Genomic DNA, 22054 nt, shown 5'->3' with positions numbered 1-22054 from the left:
CGCTCACCCCCGCGTCGTATTGAGGCTCGAGAAGTCGGCACCGCGATCGACGAGTTCGACGATGAGCGGTGACGGCTTCCAAAAGAGGGGGTCCTCCTTCTCGAAGCGACGCAAACTCGCGAGCACGTTCGCGAGGCCGAGCGTGTCCGCATATTTCATCGGGCCGCCGCGATAGCGCGGAAAGCCGTAGCCGTGCACGAGCGTGACGTCCACGTCCAACGGGCGTAGCGCAATGCCTTCACGGACGATGTTCGCCGCTTCGTTGACGACGGCCGTCATCAGGCGCTCGACGATTTCCTCGTCGGTGAAGCTGCGGGGCGTGATGCCGCGCAGCTTGCGCTCGTCTTCGATGAGCGCCTCGACCTCGGGATCGCGTACGCCCGTGCGTGCGCCGTCAGGATAGAGGTAAAACCCGCGCCCCGTCTTCTGTCCGAACCAGCCGCGCTCGCAGAGGCGGTCCGCGATCTCGACGTAGCGCAGGCGCGGATCGCGCGTCGGCGCGCGCCGCTTGCGAGCGGCCCAGCCGATGTCGCCGCCCGCGAGATCGATGACCTGGTACGGTCCCATCGGATAGCCGAACGCGCGCATCGCCTCGTCGATCTGATAGGGCGATGCGCCGTCCTCGAGCAAATAGTCGGCCGCGGTCCGGTAGACGGCGAGGAGCCGATTGCCGATGAAGCCATCGCAGATGCCGGCCCGCACGGAAACTTTCGACAGTCGCTTGGCGAACTCGAACGCGGTCGCGACGACATCGGCCGCGACGCGCGCGGGCACGACCACTTCGAGCAGCTTCATCACGTTGGCCGGCGAGAAGAAATGCAAGCCGATGACGTCGGCGGGCCTTGAGGTCGCGCCGGCGATTTCGTCGATGTCGAGATACGACGTGTTCGTCGCCAACACGGCGCCGGGTCGGGCAACGCGGTCGAGCTCGGTGAAGACGGCCTTTTTGACGGCCATGTCCTCGAAAACCGCCTCGATCACGAGGTCGACGTTCGCCAGCGCCTCATACGAAGTGCTGCCCGTGAGGCGCGCCATGGCATCCGCCTTCGCTTTCGCGTCGATGCGCCCTTTCGCGACGAGGCCGTCATAGACGCGCTCGACGTGTGCGCGCCCGCGGCCGAGCGCGGCTTCGTCGCGCTCGATCAGCGTGACGGGCAGGCCCGCATCGAGCACGGCGACGGCGATGCCGGCACCCATGGTGCCGCCGCCGACGATACCGACGCTCGCAATTGCACGCGGCTTAGCCGCGCTCGCCTCGGGCACCTTCGCCGCTTCACGCTCGGCGAAGAAGGCGTGGACGAGCCCGGCGCGCTGCGGGCTGTCGAGGCATTCGAGAAAGAGTCTGCGCTCGAGTGCCAAGCCTTCGTCGAATGGCCGCTCGAGCGCGGCTTGCACGGCCTCGACGATCTTCAGCGGCGAAAAGAGCCCGCGTGAGCGCGTTGCCGTCTCCTTGCGTGCCGCTTCGATGGCGGCACGGCTCGCCGCTTCGTCGGCGAGTCCGTTCGCCGCGCGCGTCGGCCGCGTGCCCTGGCGCGTGGCGACGAGCTCGCGCGCGTAGGCGAGCCCCTCGATGAGGATGTCGTCGGTCTTGGAAAGACGATCGACGAGGCCGAGCGTCAGCGCTTCGTCGGCGCTCGCGTGGCGGCCGGAGAGCATGAGCTCGAGCGCCGCTCGCGCACCGATGAGCCGCGGGGTGCGCTGCGTGCCGCCCGCGCCCGGCAATAACCCGAGCTTCACTTCGGGCAGGCCGAACTTGGCACCCGCCGCGGCGATCCGATAGTGGGCCGCGAGCGCGACTTCAAGCCCGCCGCCGAGCGCGGCGCCGTGAATCGCGGCCACGACGGGCTTGGTGCTTGCCTCGATGCGATCGCAGACGGCTGGCAGATGAGGCGGCTGCGGCGGCTTGCCGAACTCGCGAATGTCGGCGCCGGCGATGAAGTTCCGGCCGACGCCGACGATGACCACGGCTGCGACTGCGGCGTCGGCGTCGGCCGCTTCGATCGCTTCGAGAAGGCCGCGTCGGACTTCGACGCCGAGCGCGTTGACGGGCGGATTGTCGATGGCGATGACGAGAACGTCGCCGTGCAGCGTTCGAGTGACGGCGTGCGAGTCTCCGCCAGCCGAGGAAATCGGGGAGGGGGAAGACGCGGAGGCGGCTGAATGGGTCATGTCTCTCTCTCTGCGGATTTTGTCGATGCGAATGAGCATGCGCGCGCTTTCGCGCTTGTCGTTGTCGCGCGATTGTCGCATGCATCGCCGACGGGGCTCGCCGCTTTACGCAAGCGGCGGCCCACCCGGCATTCACGAGGGAGAGGCGGTCTTGACGATGGAAGGGGTGGGGGAGGCGGCGTCTTCTCCGTGCTCGGCGGCCGTGCTGGTCCGCTCCTCGTGCTCGATGAGCGGCGCGAGCGTCGGGCCGAGCGACTTCAAGAGCTGCACGGCCATCGCACTCGTGTAGCTGTAGCGCGCCGCGTACGGCTCGTGCGTGAAGGCGGTCAAGGAGCCGAAGAAGCGGTTGTCGATGACGAATACGAACGTCGCCGTGCGATTGACCTTGCGCGATTCGATGAGCCTGTGACCGCTCGCGTAGACTTCGAAGCGCTGATCGCCGGTCCCGGTCTTACCGTACACGGTCAGCGTGTGACCGTCTCCGAGCGGCAGGCCGCTCGCGAGGCGCGCGCCCGTGCCGCCCTGCACGACGGAGGTGAGCAGACCCTGGACGACCTCGGCAATCTCGGGCGATACGACCGGACCCTGCTTGCTCGGCACATGCGCGAAGTGCGTCTCGAACGGTGTGCCGGCCGCGAACTCGAGCGAGTCGATGCTTTGCAGCGGCAGCATCCTGCCGTTGCTCGCGATCGTGCCGATCAGCTGCGCCAGGGCGTCGGGACGATCGCCCGAAGCGCCGACGGCCGCGGCATACGAAGGCGTCACCGTCTCGAACGGATAGCCGAGCGCGCGCCACGCCTGCGTGATCCGCCCGTACGCCTCGAGCTCGACCATGCGACGGATGCGGCGGTCCTGCGTCAAGTGATGCCGGGTCTTGAAGAGCCACGCATAGGACGTGAATCGCGCATCTTTGCTCGCCGCGCGCAATTCGTTTTCGGATGCGTTCGGGTGCTTGCGCAGATAGTTGAGCATCCAGAGCTCGATCGGGTGAACCCGCGCGATGTAGCCTCGATCGTTGAGGTTGAACTTGTCGATGCCGTACTTGGCATAGAGCGCGGCGAGGTCGCCATCGGTGAGCCACTGATCGGGCGTGCCTTTCAAAGCGGCGCGCATGCGCCCGCCGAACCACGGAAGCGGCTCCTCGGGCGCGACGCTGCGCAACGCTGTCGCGACCTTCGGCGCGGACTTGTGCATGCCCGCGATCAGCGTATCGAGCGCCGCATCGGGCGTCTTGCCCTCGTACTTCTTGTAGAAGCGATGCAGATAGACGAGGCTCTCCTGATCGACGAACTGCTTGAGGTAGCGCTGCCTCAGCGCGGGATCGTCGGTCCAGCTCAGCGACGGCCCGGCGGCCTCGATCATCTCGTGGTGGACGATGTCGCGCATGAGCCTCACGAAGACGAGGTTCACCGAGTGCTGGAACGCCTGGCTGACCGTGAGGATGCGGCCGTTGTCAGACTTGTCGAAATTCGTGAACGCCTGCATTCCGCCGCCCGTCGAGAACAGCTCGCCGGGGCTCGCCGAGTACTTGCGCTCGACGGCGGCATCGAGCATTGCCGAAAGCGATCGGTCGTTCGTATGCGAAAGGTAATCGACGGCCCAGCGCGCGAGATTGTCGAGCGGGTCGGGTTGCACGCGCTTGAGCTCGGCTGTCGACATCGACGCATAGCGCGCATGCAATCTCTCGACGATCTGCAGATACGTGACGATCGTGCGCAGCTTGGCCGTCGAGCCGAGGTTGAGGCGCGCGCCGTGATTGATGTCGAACGGCTGATTGACGCTGTCGGTCTGCACGCGCAGCAGATTCTCGCCGCCGCGGCGCTCGAATAGCGTGAAGCTGAATGCGATCTTCGACGGATCGTCGCCCGGGCGCAGCATTTCGAAGCCGTAGAGGCCCGCGGCCTTCGCGCCATCGACGGTGGTCGCGCGCGCGAGCGCCTCGCTTACGCTTTCCTGCAGGCTCTTGTCGAGCGTGGCATGCGCCGTCAGGTCGAGCCGGTCCAGATCGTAGTAGCTCGCGACGCCGAGCGCATTCATAAGATGCGACCGCAAAAGCGTGACGGCTTTGCGCGCGACGTACGATTCGCCGACCGGCTGCGGCGCGGAAGCGCGATTGAGCACGAGCCGTTCGGCGAGGGCGGCGTCGCGCAGCGGCTGCGAGATCACGCCGTTGGCCGCCAGCACGCGCAAATAGCTGTCGGTCAGTCGATCCAGCGCCGCGGGATTGCGCACGAGGTAATACGAGGGGGCGCGCTGCGCGATGAGCAACGACAACGTTTGCTTGAACGCGAGCGCCTGCTTGGCGAGGGTCTCGGGCGATACCTCGCCGCTCGGGCCTTGCAGGCTCGCCTGCGCGAGCAGATTGTTGACCTCGTTGAAGTCGCGGCCGTACCAGGCGGTGAGTCCGTCGCCAAGACCGGAAATTTCGCCGACGCCCGGCTGCGCGGCAAGCGGCACCGTGTTCAGGTAATGCATGACGATCGTCCGGCGCGCCGGCATCGTATCCTCGCCGCCGAGATAAGCGCGTACCGATGCCGATGCGATCTGGCGCAGCTTTTCGGGCGGCGTCGCGGTGCGGCCGCCCGGCGAGTGGCGAAACTTCTCGATCTGCGTGGCGAGCGTGCTGCCGCCCGGCGTCGATTGATGGGGATTGACGAAGCGCAGAGCTTGATCGCCGAGTGCGCGCGTGAAGCGCCCCCAGTCCATGGCGGGATTGCGGTAGGGCTCGCGCGTATCGAGCAGGTACCGATCCTCGATGAACGTGAGCGCACTCACGACGAGCGGCGGAATCGCATCGAAGCTCGGGTAGGCGAGCGCCGGATAGCGCGCGCTGAAAAGCGGCTCGTCGTTCATCGCGAACAATTTCAGGCCGCCTTGATCTTTCTCCGCATAAGGTACGAAGAGGCCATGATCGGCGATCGAGGTCATCGTCGATGAATCGCGCGCCTGCTGGGTGACGACATAGCCGCGAGCGAGGAGGCGCTTTTCGAAATCGGGGAGGCGCGCGTAGCCGAGCCGGATGTCGTACGGCCCGCTCAAAGACGCCGAAGGAAAACGGATGCTGTTGCTCGGGCCGGGCTCGAGCGAGAATGAGACGTCGCGATCGAGCCGGGCGAGGTAGCGTGCCTGCAGCCGCGAAGTTTGTATTTCAATCGAGGCGAAATAGGCGAGGACGCCGAGTAATCCTGCCGCGACGAACCCGAGAAGCCACTTCCAGCGGGCACCGGGCGACATCGTCGTGATGACGCGCAGCGGCATCATGCGGCCGAGCGGGCGATTCATTGTTAGGCTCCTCTGGTGCCTCTACGTGACGGCGCTTGAAACACTGCGGCCACCACGATTAGTTTAACCACAGCAAATGGTTTGCGCATTAAAACGGCGTGGCGTGACGCACGAATTGCCGACACTCGCGCCACACGAATGCAAAACGTCTGACGTCTTCTGTCAACACTGCAGAACGAGCAATGAGCCTGCCTGAAAACGTCGGTAATTTATTCATTTTTCGACCCTACTTATTTTGCGCGCCATTCGCTAGCTGCTTTTAAGGTTTTCGGCTGCGCCGATGAATTCTTTAAGCTCAGACGAATATCGACTGCCGGGCGGCACCCGCAGTCATAAACGATAATTGCGGCGAATCGTGGCAATGTCGTTACGGAACGCCGTAACAACGCTTCTCTTTACGCCGAGAGGGAGAGAGGACGATCAAAGGGTGGGGTTTCGCGCGGGCGCATCTTCATCTCGCAAGACGTCGAACGATACGGTCGCGCTTGCGCCCTGGGCGGGCGCCCGGGCGCCGCTTGCCGAATTCCATCGGGCAAGCGCTCGTCAAACCGCCGATTCATGGATTCTCGAAAGGCGGCATGCTCGGGGCGAGGTGCCCGAGAGGCTTCATGAATCGCCGCTGTCGGACCCCTCTTTCTCCGGCTCTTTGCGGACCGCGTCGGCAAAGCGCGCGAGCGCGGCGAGCGAGCCGCTCACGCTCACGTACTCTTCCCGGCCGATCCTGGCGTCCAACAGCACGGCCATGCCGGATTCTCTTGCAAGTTCGATCAGATCCATCTGTCGCTGTCCTTGAATTTCTCGAGTCTCTCGCGTTTTAGTCATGATCAAGCGGTTCGTTTCATTCGATGGAGGTGAGTTGCGGCGATGGCCGCGACGCTTCCTCTCGGCAGTCGCAGCACGCGCCGCGTCGATCGCTTTGCCGCGTCCTGCCTTTGCCTCTAACAAAGCACACCTCGTACCTAGCGTTGTTTCCACTCATTCGATGCCCGCGCGCACGCCGGTAGTGCGCACCGTTCATCGTGTCTCCGCCAAACCACCCATTGCAGTGCGCCACGCTCGCCTTTTTGGTGCGGCTCGCGGCTCCTCGGTAGCAGTCCGGTTCGCCGATTCGGCCATTCTCTTGCATATGTCTAGACAACCTCAGCCCTCGCGGTTCAACGAAGCCTGCTAGGTCGAGGACCTGCGGAGCCGCCAACAACGATCTGTCACTTGAACGACCATGCGGGCGTCCGTATGCCGTACAGGTCTGCCGCACGCGCTTCGCCGCATGTAATGGAAATCCCTTACATGCGGCTTGTAAAAACGAGTTGTATATACAAGGCGGCCGGACTAGACTGCCACGTCATCGACGAACGACTGATGCAACAGGAACCTTTCATGATGATTCTCACGCCTGGCCATTTGAATCTGGCCCAACTGCGTCGCATCGCCCGTGAGCCCGTCACACTCACGCTCGACCCGGCAAGCCATGCCGCCATCGACGCCGGTGCGCGGGCGGTGGCCGAGATCGCCGCCAAAGGCGAGCCCGCCTATGGAATCAATACGGGGTTCGGCCGCCTCGCGAGCACGCACATCGCGCACGATCAGCTCGAACTGCTGCAGCGCAATCTGGTGCTGTCGCACGCGGTCGGTGTCGGCGAGCCGATGGCGGCGCCCGTCGTGCGGCTCTTGATCGCGCTGAAGCTCTCGAGCCTCGGCCGCGGTCACTCAGGGATCCGGCGCGAGGTCATGGACGCGCTCGTCGCGCTCTTCAACGCCGACGTGTTGCCCGTCATTCCCGTCAAAGGCTCGGTTGGCGCCTCGGGCGATCTCGCGCCGCTCGCGCATTTGTCGGCCGCGCTGCTCGGCATCGGCGAAGTGCACGCTCGCGGTGAGCGGATGAGCGCGGCACAAGGACTCAAGCTGGCCGGCCTCGCGCCGCTGACGCTGCAGGCGAAGGAAGGGCTCGCGCTGCTGAACGGCACGCAGGCGTCGACGGCGCTCGCGCTTTACAACCTCTTCGCGATCGAAGACCTCTTTCGCACCGCGCTCGTCACCGGTGCGCTGTCGGTGGATGCCGCGGCCGGCTCCATCAAGCCGTTCGATGCGCGCATTCACGAGTTGCGCGGCCATCGGGGACAAATCGACGCGGCGGCCGCTTATCGCGCGCTGCTCGAAGGCTCGGGCATCAACCTCTCGCATCGCGACTGCGGCAAGGTTCAGGATCCGTACAGTCTGCGTTGTCAGCCGCAGGTCATGGGCGCGTGTCTCGATCAGATGCGTCACGCAGCCGACGTGTTGCTCGTCGAAGCGAATGCCGTTTCCGACAACCCGTTGATCTTCCCGGATACCGGCGAAGTGCTCTCGGGCGGCAACTTCCATGCGGAGCCGGTTGCGTTCGCCGCCGACAATCTCGCGCTCGCGGCCGCGGAGATCGGCGCGCTCGCCGAGCGACGGATCGCGCTGCTCATCGACGCGACGCTTTCGGGCTTGCCGCCGTTCCTCGTCAAGGATGGCGGCGTCAACTCGGGCTTCATGATCGCGCACGTGACGGCGGCCGCGCTCGCTTCGGAGAACAAGACGCTCGCGCATCCGGCGTCCGTCGATTCGCTGCCGACCTCGGCGAATCAGGAAGACCACGTCTCGATGGCGACGTTCGCGGCGCGCAAGCTCGCCGACATCGCCGCGAATACGGCGAACATCCTTGCGATCGAGTTGCTCGCGGCGGCTCAGGGCATCGATTTGCGCCTGCCGCATCGCACGAGCGCGCCGTTGCGGCGCGTGATGGAAACGCTGCGCGCGGCGGTGCCGCACTATGAGCTCGATCGCTACTTCGCGCCCGACATCGCCGCCGTCGAGCGGCTCGTGCGTGACGGCACGATCGCCGCGGCAAGCCCGTTCTCGTTCGCATCCGAGGGGCCGGTGCCCAGAGCGAAATGAACGCTTCCGCTCCCGCTTATCAGGGCATCAAGGACTTCATCCTCGCGCGCATCCATTCGGGCGAATGGGCCGAGGGCGATCAGGTGCCTTCCGAGAACGAGCTCGCGCGCGAATTCAAAGTCGCGCGCATGACGGTGAACCGCGCGCTGCGCGAGTTGACGGCCGAGCAGGTGCTCACGCGCGTGCAGGGCGCGGGGACGTTCGTCGCACGGCCCAAATACGAATCGACGCTCGTTGCGATCCGCAGCATCTCCGACGAGATCGGCGCGCGCGGTCACCAGCATCGCGCGAGCGTGCTCGCACTGGGCGCGGCCGTTGCCGATGCCGCGCTGGCCGAGGAGATGCAGGTCAGCCCGGGCAGCCCGATCTTTCATTCGCGGCTGCTGCATTTCGAAAACGACGAGCCGGTGCAGCTGGAGGAGCGTTGGGTGAATCCCGCTGCCGCGCCCGAATACGCGCTGCAGGACTTCACGAGAATCACGCCGAATCAGTACCTCGTGCGCGTCGCGCCGCTCTCGCGCGTCGAATATCGAATCGAGGCGGCGCTGCCCGAGCCCGAGACGCATGCGCACCTCGCGATGGCCGAGGGCGAGCCGTGTCTCGTGCTGCATCGACGCACCTGGACGCGCACGCTCGTCGCTTCGGTAGCCAATCTATGGCATCCAGGCAACCGTTATCGATTCACGGGCCACTTCTGACTTCTGAACTGACGCCGACCGAATCAACGCATACGAATCCCCGAGGAGGACCGCATGAACGACCCGAAGTTTTCCGATCCGCGCTTCGATCCGACGCGCACCGTGCGTGCACCGCGCGGCACGGAGAAGACCTGCAAGAGCTGGCTCACCGAAGCGGCCTACCGGATGATCCAGAACAACCTCGATGCGGAAGTCGCCGAGCATCCGCATGCGCTCGTCGTCTACGGCGGCATCGGCCGCGCGGCGCGCGATTGGAATTGCTTCGACCGGATTCTCGAGACGTTGAAGGACCTCGGCGACGACGAGACGCTGCTGATTCAATCCGGCAAGCCCGTCGGCGTGTTCCGGACGCATGCCGATGCGCCGCGCGTGCTGCTCGCGAACTCGAACCTCGTTCCGCATTGGGCGACGTGGGAGCACTTTCACGAGCTCGATCGCAAGGGGCTCATGATGTACGGCCAGATGACGGCCGGCAGCTGGATTTATATCGGGAGCCAGGGCATTGTGCAAGGCACCTACGAGACGTTCTATGCCGTTGCGAACCAGCATTTCGGCGGCAATGCGAAAGGCCGCTGGGTCTTGACGGGCGGCCTAGGCGGGATGGGCGGCGCGCAGCCGCTCGCCGCGACGATGGCGGGGTTCTCGATGATCGCCGTCGAATGCGATGAGACGCGCATCGACTTTCGCTTGAAAACGCGCTACCTCGACAAGAAGGCAACGACGCTCGACGAGGCACTCGCGATGATCGAGGCGGCGAAGGGGAGCGGCAAGGCCGTTTCCATCGGACTGCTGGGCAATGCGGCCGACGTCTTCGCCGAATGCGTTGCACGCGGCATCACGCCCGATTGCGTGACCGACCAGACGAGCGCGCACGATCCTATCAACGGCTATTTGCCGCAGGGCTGGACGGTCGCCGAATGGCGCGAGCGCCAGCGAGTCGATCCGCAAAGCATCGTCACCCCCGCGAAGCAATCGATGGCGGCCCAGGTGCAGGCGATGCTCGCGTTGCAAAAGCGCGGCGCGGCGACGCTCGACTACGGCAACAACATTCGTCAGATGGCGCACGACATGGGCGTCGAAGACGCATTCGACTTTCCCGGCTTCGTGCCAGCCTATATCCGCCCGCTCTTTTGCGAAGGCAAGGGGCCGTTCCGCTGGGTGGCGCTATCGGGCGACCCCGAGGACATCTACAAGACCGATGCCAAGGTCAAGGAGCTGATCCCCGACGACGCCCATTTGCACAACTGGCTCGACATGGCGCGCGAGCGAATCGCTTTTCAGGGATTGCCCGCGCGCATCTGCTGGGTCGGCGTGAAAGACCGCTATCGGCTCGGCCTCGCTTTCAACGAGATGGTCGCGCGCGGCGAGCTGAAGGCGCCCATCGTGATCGGCCGCGACCATCTCGACACGGGCTCCGTCGCGAGCCCGAATCGCGAGACCGAGGCAATGCAGGACGGCTCCGATGCCGTCAGCGACTGGCCGCTCCTGAATGCGCTGCTGAACACCGCCGGCGGCGCGACCTGGGTGTCGCTGCATCATGGCGGCGGGGTCGGCATGGGCTTCAGTCAGCATGCCGGTGTCGTCATCGTCTGCGACGGCACCGAAGCCGCCGCGCGCCGCATCGAGCGCGTGCTGTTCAACGATCCGGCGACGGGCGTAATGCGACATGCCGACGCCGGTTACGACCTCGCGCGACGCACGGCGCAAGACGTCGGGCTCAAGCTGCCGATGCTCGGGCGATGAGGTGAGGGCGATGGTTGCACTTCAGACTAGTGCGTTGGATTTGATCGTCCCAGGGGCGAATTTCGCTTCGGGGAGCGTCGTGCGCGGTGCCGAGGTCGTCGCTTCGCCATGGAAGAATGGCGGCGGTCTGACGCACGAGATCGCTGTATACCCGCCGGGCGCCGGGTTCGACGAGTTCGTCTGGCGCGTGAGCGTCGCCGATGTCGAACGTTCGGGGCCATTCTCGCGTTTCTCGGGTATCGATCGGACGCTCGTCTTGCTGTCGGGCGCCGGCATGCTGCTCGCCGACGAGCGCGGCATGGCACAGACGGCGTTGAGCGAGCCGTTCGCGTTCGCTCGCTTCGCCGGGGAGCTCGTCGTCAATGCTGAACTGCTCGACGGGCCGACGCGCGACTTCAATCTGATGGTCCGGCGCAGCGAGGCGAGCGGCACAGTCGAGCTCTGGCGGGCAGGAGACGAGCACCGGCTCGATGCCGATGCGGCGCTCGTCTTTTGCGCCGAAGGGATGGTCGACCTGACGGTCGCCGGGGCGGAGCCGGTGCGCCTCACGGCGATGGACTCGCTGCATCTCGATCGACCGCGTGGCTTGTCGTGCATCGTGTCCGGTGAAGGCACCGCGCTCGCCGTCGGCATTCGCTATTTCGATCGACGGGTCGATAAAACATGAGCGAGCGGATCTGGCGGCATCTGCATCTTTGCCCGAGCGGCGACCCGGACGGCACGATCGTCGATGCAGCGCTCGCCGTGCGCGACGGCAACATCGAATGGTTCGGCCCAGCGTCGGATCTGCCGGCCGAGCTATCGTCGTGGCCGAGCGAGGATCTCGGCGGCGCGTGGGTCACGCCTAGCCTCGTCGACTGTCATACCCATATCGTTTTTGGCGGCCATCGCGCCGATGAATTCGCCATGCGGCTCGCGGGCGTCGGCTACGAGGAAATCGCGCGGCGCGGCGGCGGGATCGTCTCGACGGTGCGCGCGACGCGGGCCGCCGATGAGGCGACGCTACTCGACGATGCGGCTCGCCGGCTCGAGCCGCTGATTGCGGAAGGCGTCGCGGCGATCGAAATCAAATCGGGCTATGGCCTCGATCTGGCGACCGAGCGCAAGATGTTGCGCGTGGCACGCGAACTCGGGCGCCGCTATCCCGTATCGGTCTACACGACGTTTCTCGGCGCACATGCGTTGCCGCCGGAATTCGCTGGCCGCCCCGACGACTACATCGACGAGGTCTGTGAGCGGATGCTGCCGGCGCTGGCCGATGAAGGGCTCGTCGATGCGGTCGACGTCTTTTGCGAGCGCATCGGATTCTCGCTCGCGCAAAGCGAGCGGGTGCTCGATGCGGCGGCTCGCCGCGGCTTGCCAGTCAAGATGCATGCCGAGCAGCTGAGCGCCAACGGAGGGACGGCGCTTGCAGCGCGCTACGGGGCGCTCTCGGCCGATCATCTCGAATTCCTCGACGAAGCCGGCGTGGCAGCGATGAAGGAGGCGGGCACGGTCGCCGTGCTTTTGCCGGGCGCTTACTACTTCATTCGCGAAACGCAGCTGCCGCCCGTCGATTTGTTGCGGCGATACGGCGTGCCGATCGCGCTCGCGACCGACTGTAATCCGGGGACCTCGCCGTCCACGTCGCTGCTCGCGATGTTGAACATGGGCTGCACGTTGTTCCGGCTGACGGTCACCGAAGCATTGCAAGGCGTAACTTGCCATGCGGCACGCGCGCTTGGACGGAGCGACCGCCACGGCGTGATCGAAGTCGGGCGGCGAGCGGATTTCGTCGCGTGGTCAGTCGAAACACTCGCCGAGCTCGCTTATTGGATCGGACGGCCGCTTGCCTCGCGCGTTGTGCGCGCGGGCGTCACGGTGTTCGAACGCGGTTCCTTTCTTCCCCGCGCCATCGGCGACGGGCCATGACGGATTCGATGCAAATGAGCATAACGCCCGATTCTCGAACGCCGCGCGCGTTGTTCGCCGAGAACGCCTGGCTTCCAGCCGGGTGGCAACGCAATGTGCTGCTCGAATGGGATGCCGGCGGCGCATTGACTGCCGTCACGCCGAATACGCTGCCATCGCCCGATGTTGCACGCGCGGCGGGCCCGCTCATGCCGGGTATGCCGAACCTGCATTCGCATGCGTTCCAGCGTGCCATGGCGGGGCTGGCCGAGTATCGGGCGAATGCGAGCGATACATTTTGGAGCTGGCGCGAGCTCATGTATCGGTTCGCGGCGCGCGTCACCCCTGAGACGCTGGCGGCCGTCGCATATTGGCTCTATGTGGAGATGCTGAAGGCGGGCTATACGTCGGTCTGCGAATTCCACTATGTTCATCATGCGCCCGATGGCGGCCGCTATGCGAATCGTGCGGAGCTTGCCGAACGCGTCGTCGATGCGGCCATGCGCGCGGGTATCGGCATGACGATGCTGCCTGTGCTCTACCAATACAGCGGGTTCGGTGCGCGGGTGCCGCGCGACGACCAGCGGCGCTTCATCAGTACTCCCGACGAGTTGCTCGATTTGATCGATGGGCTTCGCAAGGCGAGGCCTGAGCATGGCGCGCTCGCGTATGGCGTTGCCCCGCATTCGCTGCGGGCGGTCTCGGAGCAGTCGCTGCGAGCGCTCATCGACGGGCTTTCGAGCGACATGCGTGGCGCACCGGTGCACATCCATATCGCCGAGCAGACGGGTGAAGTCGACGAGTGCATCGTTGCGACAGGGGCGCGCCCCGTTGCATGGCTGCTCGACCGCTTCGATGTCGATGGCCGCTGGTGCCTCGTCCATGCGACGCATGTCGACGCCCGGGAAGTCGCCGGGCTTGCGGCGAGCGGGGCCGTCGCCGGATTGTGTCCGACGACGGAGGCGAATCTTGGGGACGGCATCTTTCCCGCGCGCGATTACCTCGACGCGGGAGGGCGCATCGGCATCGGATCGGACAGCCATGTGGCCGTCGACTGGCGTGCCGAGCTGCGTCTGCTCGAATACGGACAGCGTCTCGCGCGTCGCGAGCGCAACGTGCTCGCGGGCGAGGCAAGGCCGCAAGTCGCCGATCGACTCGTCGAGGCGGTGCTCGCGGGTGGTGCTGCCGCGACCGGCCGCCTCACGGGGGCTTTGCGCGCGGGCTGCCGGGCCGACTGGATCGTGCTCGATCCGAGGCATCCGTGTATCGATGCGCACCCGCGTGAAAGCTGGCTCGCCGGCATCGTATTCTGCGAGCACGGCGCATCGCCCATTCGCGAAGTCTATGTCGGTGGTCGATGCGTCGTGCGGGATGGCAGGCACGCCGACGAGGAGCGGGCCTTTGCGGCGTATCGGGAAGCGATGGGGGAGCTGCTGCGCTAAGATGGGCGGCTGTTCCTTCTCATATTGACACTCCATCAAATGAACACCTCGCATGAGCGGCCCGTTTTCTCGGTCCACCGCGGGCACTTGCCGCTGCTGATTTCGATGCCGCACGTCGGTACTGAAATTCCCGAAGAGATCCGGGCAACGATGACGGATGTGGCCGAGTATGTCGACGATTGCGACTGGCATCTCGAGCGCCTTTACGGGATTGCGGCGCGGCGCGGCGCGTCGCTGATCGTGCCGACCTATGCACGCTACGTGATCGACCTCAACCGCCCGCCCGACAACGCGAGTCTCTACCCGGGACAGGACACGACGGGCTTGCTGCCCGTCGATACGTTCGACAAGGAGCCGCTCTACCATCCGGGCGGCGAGCCGACGGACGAGCAGGTCGCCCGGCGCCGCGCGAAGTACTGGCAGCCGTATCACGATGCGCTCGTCGAAGAGATCGCGGCATTGAAGGCGCGGCACGGTAAGGTGCTGCTATGGGAGGCGCATTCGATTCGCTCCCGCGTGCCGCGCTTCTTCGAGGGGCGCTTGCCCGATTTCAATTTCGGCACGGCGGGCGGTGCGAGCGCGGCGCCGGGGATGGCCGAGGCGTTGGCCGAATGCGTGACGCGGGACGGGGCTTTCACGGCCGTCGCAAATGGGCGCTTCAAGGGTGGCTATATCACGAGGCAGTACGGAAAGCCGGAGGAGGGGATCCATGCCGTGCAGCTCGAGCTGTCGCAGATTACGTATATGCAGGAGACTCGTCCGTATGCCTATGACGAAGCGCGGGCCCGGAGGGTAGAGCCGTTGTTGGAAGCGTTGATCGACGAGGCGCTCGCGCGAATCGGCTAAAGCGCGTCTTTTCGCCGTGCATCCGGCGCGACAACCGCCACTTGTCGGTTGACGAATCCCCGCTTCGTCGATAAGGTTTCGGCCCATGGCCGATTCCGACTTCATTCATCCCGGCGCTATCGTGCGCCAGACTTGCCTCGAGCGGTTCAACCTGACCGTGACGCAGGGGGCGACGGCGCTCGGTGTGAGCCGCCAAGCGCTGACCAACCTGTTGAGCGGCAAGGCAGGGATCTCGCCCGAAATGGCACTGCGGCTCGATAGAGCATTCGGCGGCGGCGCCGAGACATGGCTGCAAAGGCAGCTGCTGCACGATCTCGCCAAGGCGCGCGAGAAGTTCGATGGCTTCGATGTCGTGCCGGTGAGTCAGCAGCGGCAAAAGTCGTTGTTTTAGGACTTTGGCGTCGACCACATCGTTGTACTTGCGACCGCCGCAGCCAGGCAGAGGCATAATAGAGCGCTTGAACTAAGCTGGAGCTGTACGCGATGGCAGCACTACCGATCGAAAGACTGGAAGACATGACCCCTGCCGGACTGCATCGGCGCCTGCTGCTCTCCCGCGAGGATGGCATTACACGTCACGTCTCACGGAATTTGACTCGTTGGATGATCGAGGCGTTGCCTGCGGCGATGCTTCGCCGATAGCGGGACTAGACTGGGGCATCGAGCGATGCGCATTCTCGGTAGTCGCTCTGGTACGATTGAGTACTGGATTGCTGCCACTCAAACCCGCAGTTCTCCCAGAATCTGCTCGGCCAAGAAATCGCATTCCGCGCGATTGGATCCGGCGCTGCGTGCGAGCACGATTTCTAGCGGCGGCAACGGCGGCAGCCCTTGCGGTCGACCAAGTTGAACGAATCGCTCGGGTAGCGCGCAACGCGCGACGGGCGCCACGGCGAGTCCCGCTTCGACCATACTGAAGAGCCCAAGCAAGCTCGGACTCTCATACGAAGTCCGATAGGCGATGCGCGCACGCTGCAGCGCGCGGATCGCGTTGGCGCGCGCGACGCTGCCGGCTGCGAAGACGGCGATCGGCAGTGGCCGCTCTTTCCATATCGGGCCGCCACGCGCCGCGCCGGCCCAGACCGTCGGCTCGAGGCGGATTAGTTCGCCGCGCACGCCTTTCATGCGTGTCATGCAGGCGAGATCGATTTTGTTGTCCTTCACGAGCGGCACGAGCGCATGGCTCGGCAGGCCGACCACCTGAATCTCGACCTTCGGATAAGTCGCCGAGAACTTTCGCAGCACGCCGGGCAGCAGCGATGAAGCATAGTCGTCGGGCACGCCGATCACGACGCGCCCCTTGATCTCGGGATGCACGAGCGACGCCCACGCCTCATCGCGCAGCGCGAGCATTCGGCGCGCGTACTCGATGAGCAGATACCCCTCTTGAGTCGGCACGACGCTGCGCGCCCTGCGCACAAAAAGCGTCTTGCCGAGCGCGCCTTCGAGCGCTTTCACCTGCATGCTGACTGCCGATTGCGAGCGATGCACGAGTGCGGCGCCACGCAGGAAGCTACCGGCATCGGCAACCGCGACCACCATCGAGAGGACATCGAGATCGAGGGTCTTCATCGCGTCGTATCTATCAGAAAAGCTGAACGAAATGTTCAATATAACGCGTTTGTCTGAATCCTCCCATATCGGCATACTTCACTCGTCAGCCCCCATTTCATTTCGGAATGACTCGCGGAGAGAACACATGCCGATGACTTACGACGACTTTGCCCGCTTGGGCCTCTCGATCGATATGACTCGCGGCAAGCCCGCACCCGAGCAGCTCGACCTATCTCGCGGACTGATCGACGAAGCCGGGACAGTCGGACATCTTTCACGCGACGGCATCGATTGCCGCAACTACGGTCATCTGCTGGGCCTACCCGAAGCGCGCGAGCTCGGCGCAGAGCTACTCGGCCTGTCGCCGAGTCAAGTGGTTTCGGCCGGCAATTCGAGCCTCGAGCTGATGCACGATGCGCTCTCGTTCGCGATGTTGTTCGGCTTACCGGGCGGTGAACCGTGGCACAAACTGCCAAGGGGAGCAGCCGTTCTTTGTCCAGTGCCCGGCTACGATCGCCACTTTGCGATCTGCGAGGCGCTGGGCGTCCGGATGATCGCGGTGCCCCTCGGCGACGACGGCCCCGACATGGATTTCGTGGAGGCGCAGGTTGCGGCCGATCCTTCGATCAAGGGCATCTGGTGCACGCCGCTTTACAGCAATCCTACGGGAACGATCTATTCGGAAGACGCCGTGCGGCGCCTCGCCTCGATGCCGACTGCCGCGCCCGATTTCAGGCTCTTCTGGGACGATGCTTATCGTTTCCATCACCTGACCGAGCGCAGGCACGCTAGCCCCGATATCGTCGGAGCCACGCTGAAGGCGGGCTATCCCGATCGCGCGCTCGTCTTCGCGTCGTTGTCGAAAGTGACATTGGCCGGCGGCGGGGTCGCCTTTCTCGCATCGTCGCCGCGCAACATCGATTGGTGGCAGCGCCACGTATCGGTGCGCACGATCGGCCCTGACAAGCTGAATCAGTTGCGGCACGTGCGGTTCCTGCGCGATCGCGCGGGGCTCGAGCGATTGATGGAAAGGCATCGCGCGCTGTTACGGCCGAAGTTCGATGCGGTCGCGGCGACTTTCGAAGCGATGCTCGCCGATGCCCCCGGCGTTTCGTGGTCGACTCCGCAGGGCGGCTACTTCGTGAGCCTCTACACCCCGGATGGACTCGCCAAGCGTACGGTCGCGCTTGCCGCCGAGGCCGGCATCGTGTTGACACCCGCGGGCGCGGCGTTTCCGTACCGCATCGATCCGCGCGATACGCATCTGCGCATCGCGCCGAGCTTCCCGAGCCTCGCGGATATCGAGCGTGCCGCAAAGGGCATCGCGCTCTCGTTGCGGCGGGCCATCGATGAGCGCGAGTGATGCCCTACGGGCAATGACCAGAGGCGCATAGAGCCGCCGAACGCGCACGTGCTCGCCGCCTCGTTCAACCCTCCACGCGCGTCGCAAGAAATTCGCCTTCGACGAACCAAGTCGCCCCATCGCGATCGAGCGCTTCGCCGATCCAATGAAAACCGCGGGACGTGATTTCGGTGAAGCGCCAGCGCGTGGCTTGACCATCGGGACGCGCCCCCGTTTGCACAATCTCGTTTCCAACGCGCCGGCCGATCTGCGTTTCGCGGTGACGTCGCGCCGGATTCGTCCATGAAATGCGCCAGGCGCGCAAATCCGGATCCCAGCTGCGCAGCGTCGTCCCATACATGTTGAATTCCGGATCTTTCGGCGGGGGGGCGCCAAGCGGCGGCATGATCCATACGTCCCCGATGGCGCGGCCCTCGAGCACCCAGCCGAAGTGCGCTTCGGCCATCATGCCTTTGCCGCGCAAATCGACGCCGCGATAGCGCACTACTTCGAGCGACCAGCTGCCGACGAGCCAGCCGTAGAGATCGTCGGCCTCTCCGATGTCGGCGGCGCGGCCCGGAGCGGCGAGGGCCGACAGGAATGCACGCGATGCCTCATTTTCGATACGATTCACGTTGAGTCTCCTTTCTAGATCGAATTCGCTTACCGGCTGACCGCGCCTGATCGTGCCGGCGCGGTCTTCGGCACAGCGGGCGACGGGTCTGCGATCCGCCCGCTCGGCCACGAGGACGATACTAGGCAACGCGGCGAGGTGAAGCTTGGCAAAAATTGCGGCCGGTCTGGATGAGGCGCTCGCGCTGCGGCGCGAGGCGGGCGCGCGCGGACGTGTCGCGCCGCGTGTCATCGCGGCCGGTCCGGGCTGGGACGTCGCTGACGTGCTTTGTACGCATGGGCCCGGCGACTGGCCATTCGAGGAGCGCCATCAGCGGGTACTGATCGCGCTCGTAGCGGCCGGCGCGTTCGAGTACCGATCCGTGCCTGGAAGAGGGCTGATGACGCCCGGTTCGGTCATGCTGGGCAACGCGGGCGAATGCTTCGAGTGCGGCCATCACCACCGCGCGGGCGACCGTTGCGTCGCGTTCCGCTTCACGCCCGAGTGCTTCGAGCGAATCGCCGAGGATGCCGGGCTGCGCCGAGCTCGCGCGAGGTTTTGCACGGCGCGCATCGCGCCTTCGCGAGCGCTCGCGCCGTTCGTCGCGGCGGCCGCGGCCGGTGTTGCCGCGCGTGCCTGCGTTGCCTGGGACGAACTGGCCTTTGCACTTGCCGCCGCCGTGCTACGAGAGACGACCGAGCAACGCGTGCAAGCGGGCAACTCCGTTCCGGCCGCGGCGCTCGAGCGCGTGATGCAAGTGCTCCGGCTGATCGACGAGTCGCCGGACGGCGATACCAGGGTCGATGGTCTGGCCCGGCACGCGGGTTTGAGCCCTTATCATTTTCTGCGCACGTTCGAGCGGGTGACGGGTACGACGCCGCATCAATACGTCGTGCGCGCGCGATTGCGCGCCGCTGTGGAGCGCCTGGTGGATGGCCCCGCGAAGGTCATCGACATTGCCCTCGATTGTGGCTTTGACGATGTCTCCAACTTCAATCGCGCGTTCAGAAACGAGTTCGGAATGAGCCCTCGCGCCTATCGCGCGCGGATGGGAAGCCGCGGTTCCTGAACCGCAGCCCCGGTCGGGCGAGCTGCGACGGCGGGCCGTTGTTGCTCGCCGCGCGGCGCTCGCGCCGACAACCGCATCAAATGCCGCAGGGCCATCATCGCCCCGATCGCTTCGAGCACTGCCGCCGGCACCCACATGATGAGGCCGCCGAGGCTCTGGTCGAGCACTGGCGGGATCGACGTGAACGCGCGGCCGCACAGCGTGAAAACCGGATAGAGATCTTGCGACGAGAACGTGATGATCGCGCCGACGAGAATCTGCGGCGTCATCGTGATGACGGGCGACAGGACTCTCAAGCCGGGACGCGTGCGGCTCGGCGGGGCGGGACGGTGATCGAGCAGCATCCACCAGTAGAGCAGTCCGCTCGCGGCCACGGACCAGTTCATGAACGTATAGATGCGCCAATCGAGCATCGCCACGAACTGTATCGACGGAACCAGCCAGAACACGACCGAAACGACGAACGCGAGCGAAATGAACGTTGGGTTGAGCAGGACCGCGGCGGCCATGCGCGCGGCCGTGCCGCGTTGCCATCGCCGCAGCGACATGCGCCAGCGCAAGGGCAGCCCCGCGCGGAGGACGCCGCCCGGATAGCCGGCCATCACGATCAACGGCGCGAGATGGTGCAGCACGAGATGCTGCAGGCGGTGAACGAAGAACTGGTGCTCGGCGTAGTAGTCGAGCCGCGTATGCAATGCCATGTAAAAGAGAGCAAGACCGGACCAGAACGCGGCCCGCCGCGCGAACGTCACGGAAATGCGCCGCGCGCCGCGCGCATAGAGCAAGGCGGCGGCAATGAAAACGGCCACGAGCGCGAGGGAGGGCTCCCACGGATCGAGCAGGCTGAACAAAGACATGACGAATCGTTGGACGGTGATGCGGCGTTGAGCGAGCCCTGTGGGCCGGCGGATTGGAGTCGGATGTTATCAGGTGCGAGGATGCGGCGCCGAGCCGTCCGGCCATTGAAGCCGCCGGTTAATTGCGTACGCTTTGCGCGAGTCGGGCATCGTTCGCGCGGCGAGCCGTCTCGTGCACGAGTAGAATCGACCGACTAGCTCGAGGGATTGAGAGATGTTGAGAGTGCTCGAACCGGGTGACTACTTCGGTAAGAACATTCCGCGGCACAGCGGCGCGGGGCTGTCGATCGTCGAGACGGATTTTGCGACGGACCTGATCATTCCTCGCCACGAACACGTCAATGCGTTTTTCTGCTTCGTGCTCGGGGGCCGTGCGACGCGCGCGTGGCCGGGGCGCACGGGCGACGAAGCGCCGATGTCACTGACGTTCTTTCCCGCTGCGCTGCCGCACGAGAACTGCTGGCATGGGCCGGGCGGCCGTGTCCTGCATGTCGAGTTTGCTTCATCCTGGCTGGAACGGCTTGGCGGCCGCGCCAATCTCTTGCTCGATCCCGGTGATTTTGCAGGCGGGGCGCCCTTGTCGCTGATGCGGCGACTCGTCTATGAATGCAGAGAACCCGATGCCGCCACCCCGCTTGCCGTCGAAGGGCTGGTGCTCGAATTGCTCGCGGCGTGCCAGCGCACTGGCATGGGAAGGAGCGCATATGCTCACATTCTTCCGTCGCCGTCCGCGACGCCTGTCGGCGCTCAGGGCGTGACCGCGAGCCGGATGGTTGGCGGCGCTCGCACGCGCCGCTGGCTCGACCGGGCCGAGGCGTTGCTGCGCGAGCGATGCTGCGAGCCGCTTTCGCTGGAGGCGATCGCAGCCAACTGCAATGTGTCGGCGGACCATCTGGCGCGCGCTTTCAGGAAGCATTTCGGCTGCACGGTAGGCGAGTACGTGCGCCAATTGCGGCTCGACGTCGCGAGCCGGCTGCTGCTCGACGTCGATCGGCCGCTGGCGCAGATTGCCGAAACCACGGGCTTTGCCGATCAAAGCCATTTCACGCGCGTCTTTCGCCGCCAGTTCGGCGTGACGCCTGGGGCGTACCGCGCGCTCCGCGCACAAGGCCGTTTCCGTTCCAACAGTTGACGGTCTCGTTCAAGACGGCCTCGGCGAGCGGCGCATACAGTTGTCGCGGTGTTGCGCGTTCCCGTTGCGCAACGTTCTCCGGAGACGCTCGTGAGCACTGAAACGCATCCTTATCTGACTCGCCTCGACGTACTGCACGCTGCTGGTGAATTGATCGATATCCCCTCGCTCGTCGCGGCAAACGCCCATCCCTGGTACAACCAGACGCTTTGCCAGGTGAACGATTCAGTGGTGCGTCTGGGCGTCGTCCAGGGCGAGTATCACTGGCACAAGCACGATTCGCTCGACGAGTTTTTCTATGTTGTCAGCGGACAGTTTTTGATCGACCTCGAGCAGCGATCTGTCGACCTGCGCGCAGGCCAGGCGTTTGTCGTGCCGAAGGGCGTGCTGCATCGCCCCCGTGCGCCGGAGAAGACCGTGATCCTCATGGTGGAGGGGGCAGATATCGTCCCGACGGGAGACGCGTGAAGCGCGTCGGGCAGGCCGCACGCCGAAGCC

At 65.2% G+C, this 22054-nt stretch carries 18 protein-coding genes; 12 read left to right on the top strand and 6 right to left on the bottom strand.

Annotation, left to right across the window (positions count from 1 at the left end; translation table 11 throughout):
* Positions 1-3 precede the first annotated feature (3 nt).
* From AB4Y31_RS18525 to AB4Y31_RS18515, 3 genes are all read right to left on the bottom strand, one after another.
* Entirely contained in the window at positions 4-2169 is a 2166-nt protein-coding gene (locus AB4Y31_RS18525) for a 3-hydroxyacyl-CoA dehydrogenase NAD-binding domain-containing protein (RefSeq protein ID WP_368675158.1), read from the bottom strand.
* Positions 2170-2301: 132 nt separating this feature from the next.
* A complete protein-coding gene (locus tag AB4Y31_RS18520) occupies positions 2302-5451 on the bottom strand; it encodes a transglycosylase domain-containing protein (RefSeq protein WP_368675157.1) in 3150 nt (1049 codons plus the stop codon).
* A 606-nt stretch (positions 5452-6057) separates the two neighbouring features.
* Complete coding sequence (locus AB4Y31_RS18515; RefSeq protein WP_368675156.1) at positions 6058-6273, bottom strand: hypothetical protein; 216 nt, start codon at positions 6271-6273, stop codon at positions 6058-6060.
* Between the two features lie 555 nt (positions 6274-6828).
* On the opposite strand from AB4Y31_RS18515, the gene hutH reads away from it, so the two are divergent.
* The 8 genes from hutH (at position 6829) to AB4Y31_RS18475 (ending at position 15380) form a co-directional block, all read left to right on the top strand.
* On the top strand, positions 6829-8370 hold the full coding sequence (hutH, locus tag AB4Y31_RS18510) for a histidine ammonia-lyase (RefSeq protein WP_368675155.1): 1542 nt from the start codon (positions 6829-6831) through the stop codon (positions 8368-8370).
* On the top strand, positions 8367-9068 hold the full coding sequence (gene hutC, locus AB4Y31_RS18505; RefSeq protein WP_368675154.1) for a histidine utilization repressor: 702 nt from the start codon (positions 8367-8369) through the stop codon (positions 9066-9068). The genes hutH and hutC overlap by 4 nt, the downstream gene beginning before the upstream one ends.
* 54 nt (positions 9069-9122) lie before the next feature.
* Complete coding sequence (gene hutU / locus AB4Y31_RS18500) at positions 9123-10811, top strand: urocanate hydratase (RefSeq protein ID WP_368675153.1); 1689 nt, start codon at positions 9123-9125, stop codon at positions 10809-10811.
* A gap of 10 nt (positions 10812-10821) precedes the next feature.
* The gene (locus AB4Y31_RS18495; protein ID WP_368675152.1) at positions 10822-11478 is read left to right on the top strand and encodes a HutD family protein; all 657 of its coding nucleotides are present in this window, start codon (positions 10822-10824) and stop codon (positions 11476-11478) included.
* Positions 11475-12722 carry an imidazolonepropionase gene (gene hutI / locus AB4Y31_RS18490; RefSeq protein ID WP_368675151.1) on the top strand — a complete coding sequence of 416 codons (1248 nt, stop codon included), beginning with the start codon at positions 11475-11477 and terminating at the stop codon, positions 12720-12722. Before AB4Y31_RS18495 ends, hutI begins: the two co-directional genes overlap by 4 nt.
* Positions 12723-12736: 14 nt before the next feature.
* Complete coding sequence (locus tag AB4Y31_RS18485; protein ID WP_368675150.1) at positions 12737-14143, top strand: formimidoylglutamate deiminase; 1407 nt, start codon at positions 12737-12739, stop codon at positions 14141-14143.
* A 39-nt stretch (positions 14144-14182) separates the two neighbouring features.
* Entirely contained in the window at positions 14183-14989 is an 807-nt protein-coding gene (hutG, locus tag AB4Y31_RS18480) for an N-formylglutamate deformylase (protein WP_368675149.1), read from the top strand.
* An 85-nt stretch (positions 14990-15074) separates the two neighbouring features.
* Complete coding sequence (locus AB4Y31_RS18475) at positions 15075-15380, top strand: HigA family addiction module antitoxin (protein ID WP_018439067.1); 306 nt, start codon at positions 15075-15077, stop codon at positions 15378-15380.
* A 329-nt stretch (positions 15381-15709) separates the two neighbouring features.
* Here AB4Y31_RS18475 and AB4Y31_RS18470 read toward each other — a convergent pair whose 3' ends face one another.
* Positions 15710-16561 carry a LysR substrate-binding domain-containing protein gene (locus tag AB4Y31_RS18470; RefSeq protein ID WP_368675148.1) on the bottom strand — a complete coding sequence of 284 codons (852 nt, stop codon included), beginning with the start codon at positions 16559-16561 and terminating at the stop codon, positions 15710-15712.
* Positions 16562-16688: 127 nt separating this feature from the next.
* Between AB4Y31_RS18470 and AB4Y31_RS18465 the strand changes: the two genes are divergently transcribed.
* Positions 16689-17906: an aminotransferase class I/II-fold pyridoxal phosphate-dependent enzyme gene (locus AB4Y31_RS18465; protein ID WP_368675147.1), complete on the top strand. Its 1218-nt coding sequence runs from the start codon at positions 16689-16691 to the stop codon at positions 17904-17906.
* 64 nt (positions 17907-17970) lie between these two features.
* Here AB4Y31_RS18465 and AB4Y31_RS18460 read toward each other — a convergent pair whose 3' ends face one another.
* A complete protein-coding gene (locus AB4Y31_RS18460; RefSeq protein ID WP_368675146.1) occupies positions 17971-18519 on the bottom strand; it encodes a hypothetical protein in 549 nt (182 codons plus the stop codon).
* Positions 18520-18664: 145 nt separating this feature from the next.
* Between AB4Y31_RS18460 and AB4Y31_RS18455 the strand changes: the two genes are divergently transcribed.
* The gene (locus AB4Y31_RS18455; protein WP_368675145.1) at positions 18665-19567 is read left to right on the top strand and encodes a helix-turn-helix transcriptional regulator; all 903 of its coding nucleotides are present in this window, start codon (positions 18665-18667) and stop codon (positions 19565-19567) included.
* On the opposite strand, the gene AB4Y31_RS18450 is transcribed toward AB4Y31_RS18455, so the two are convergent.
* Positions 19534-20424, bottom strand: coding sequence for a cytochrome c oxidase assembly protein (locus AB4Y31_RS18450; protein ID WP_368675144.1), 891 nt, complete (start codon positions 20422-20424; stop codon positions 19534-19536). The two genes, AB4Y31_RS18455 and AB4Y31_RS18450, sit on opposite strands and share 34 nt — an antisense overlap.
* Before the next feature lie 214 nt (positions 20425-20638).
* On the opposite strand from AB4Y31_RS18450, the gene AB4Y31_RS18445 reads away from it, so the two are divergent.
* Positions 20639-21556 carry a helix-turn-helix domain-containing protein gene (locus tag AB4Y31_RS18445; protein ID WP_368675143.1) on the top strand — a complete coding sequence of 306 codons (918 nt, stop codon included), beginning with the start codon at positions 20639-20641 and terminating at the stop codon, positions 21554-21556.
* 90 nt (positions 21557-21646) lie between these two features.
* A complete protein-coding gene (locus AB4Y31_RS18440; protein WP_368675142.1) occupies positions 21647-22024 on the top strand; it encodes a cupin domain-containing protein in 378 nt (125 codons plus the stop codon).
* Positions 22025-22054: the final 30 nt, after the last annotated feature.

Source organism: Trinickia sp. EG282A (genome assembly GCF_040965455.1).
GTDB lineage: Bacteria > Pseudomonadota > Gammaproteobacteria > Burkholderiales > Burkholderiaceae > Trinickia > Trinickia symbiotica.
This window is presented reverse-complemented; position numbering and strand designations above follow the sequence as displayed.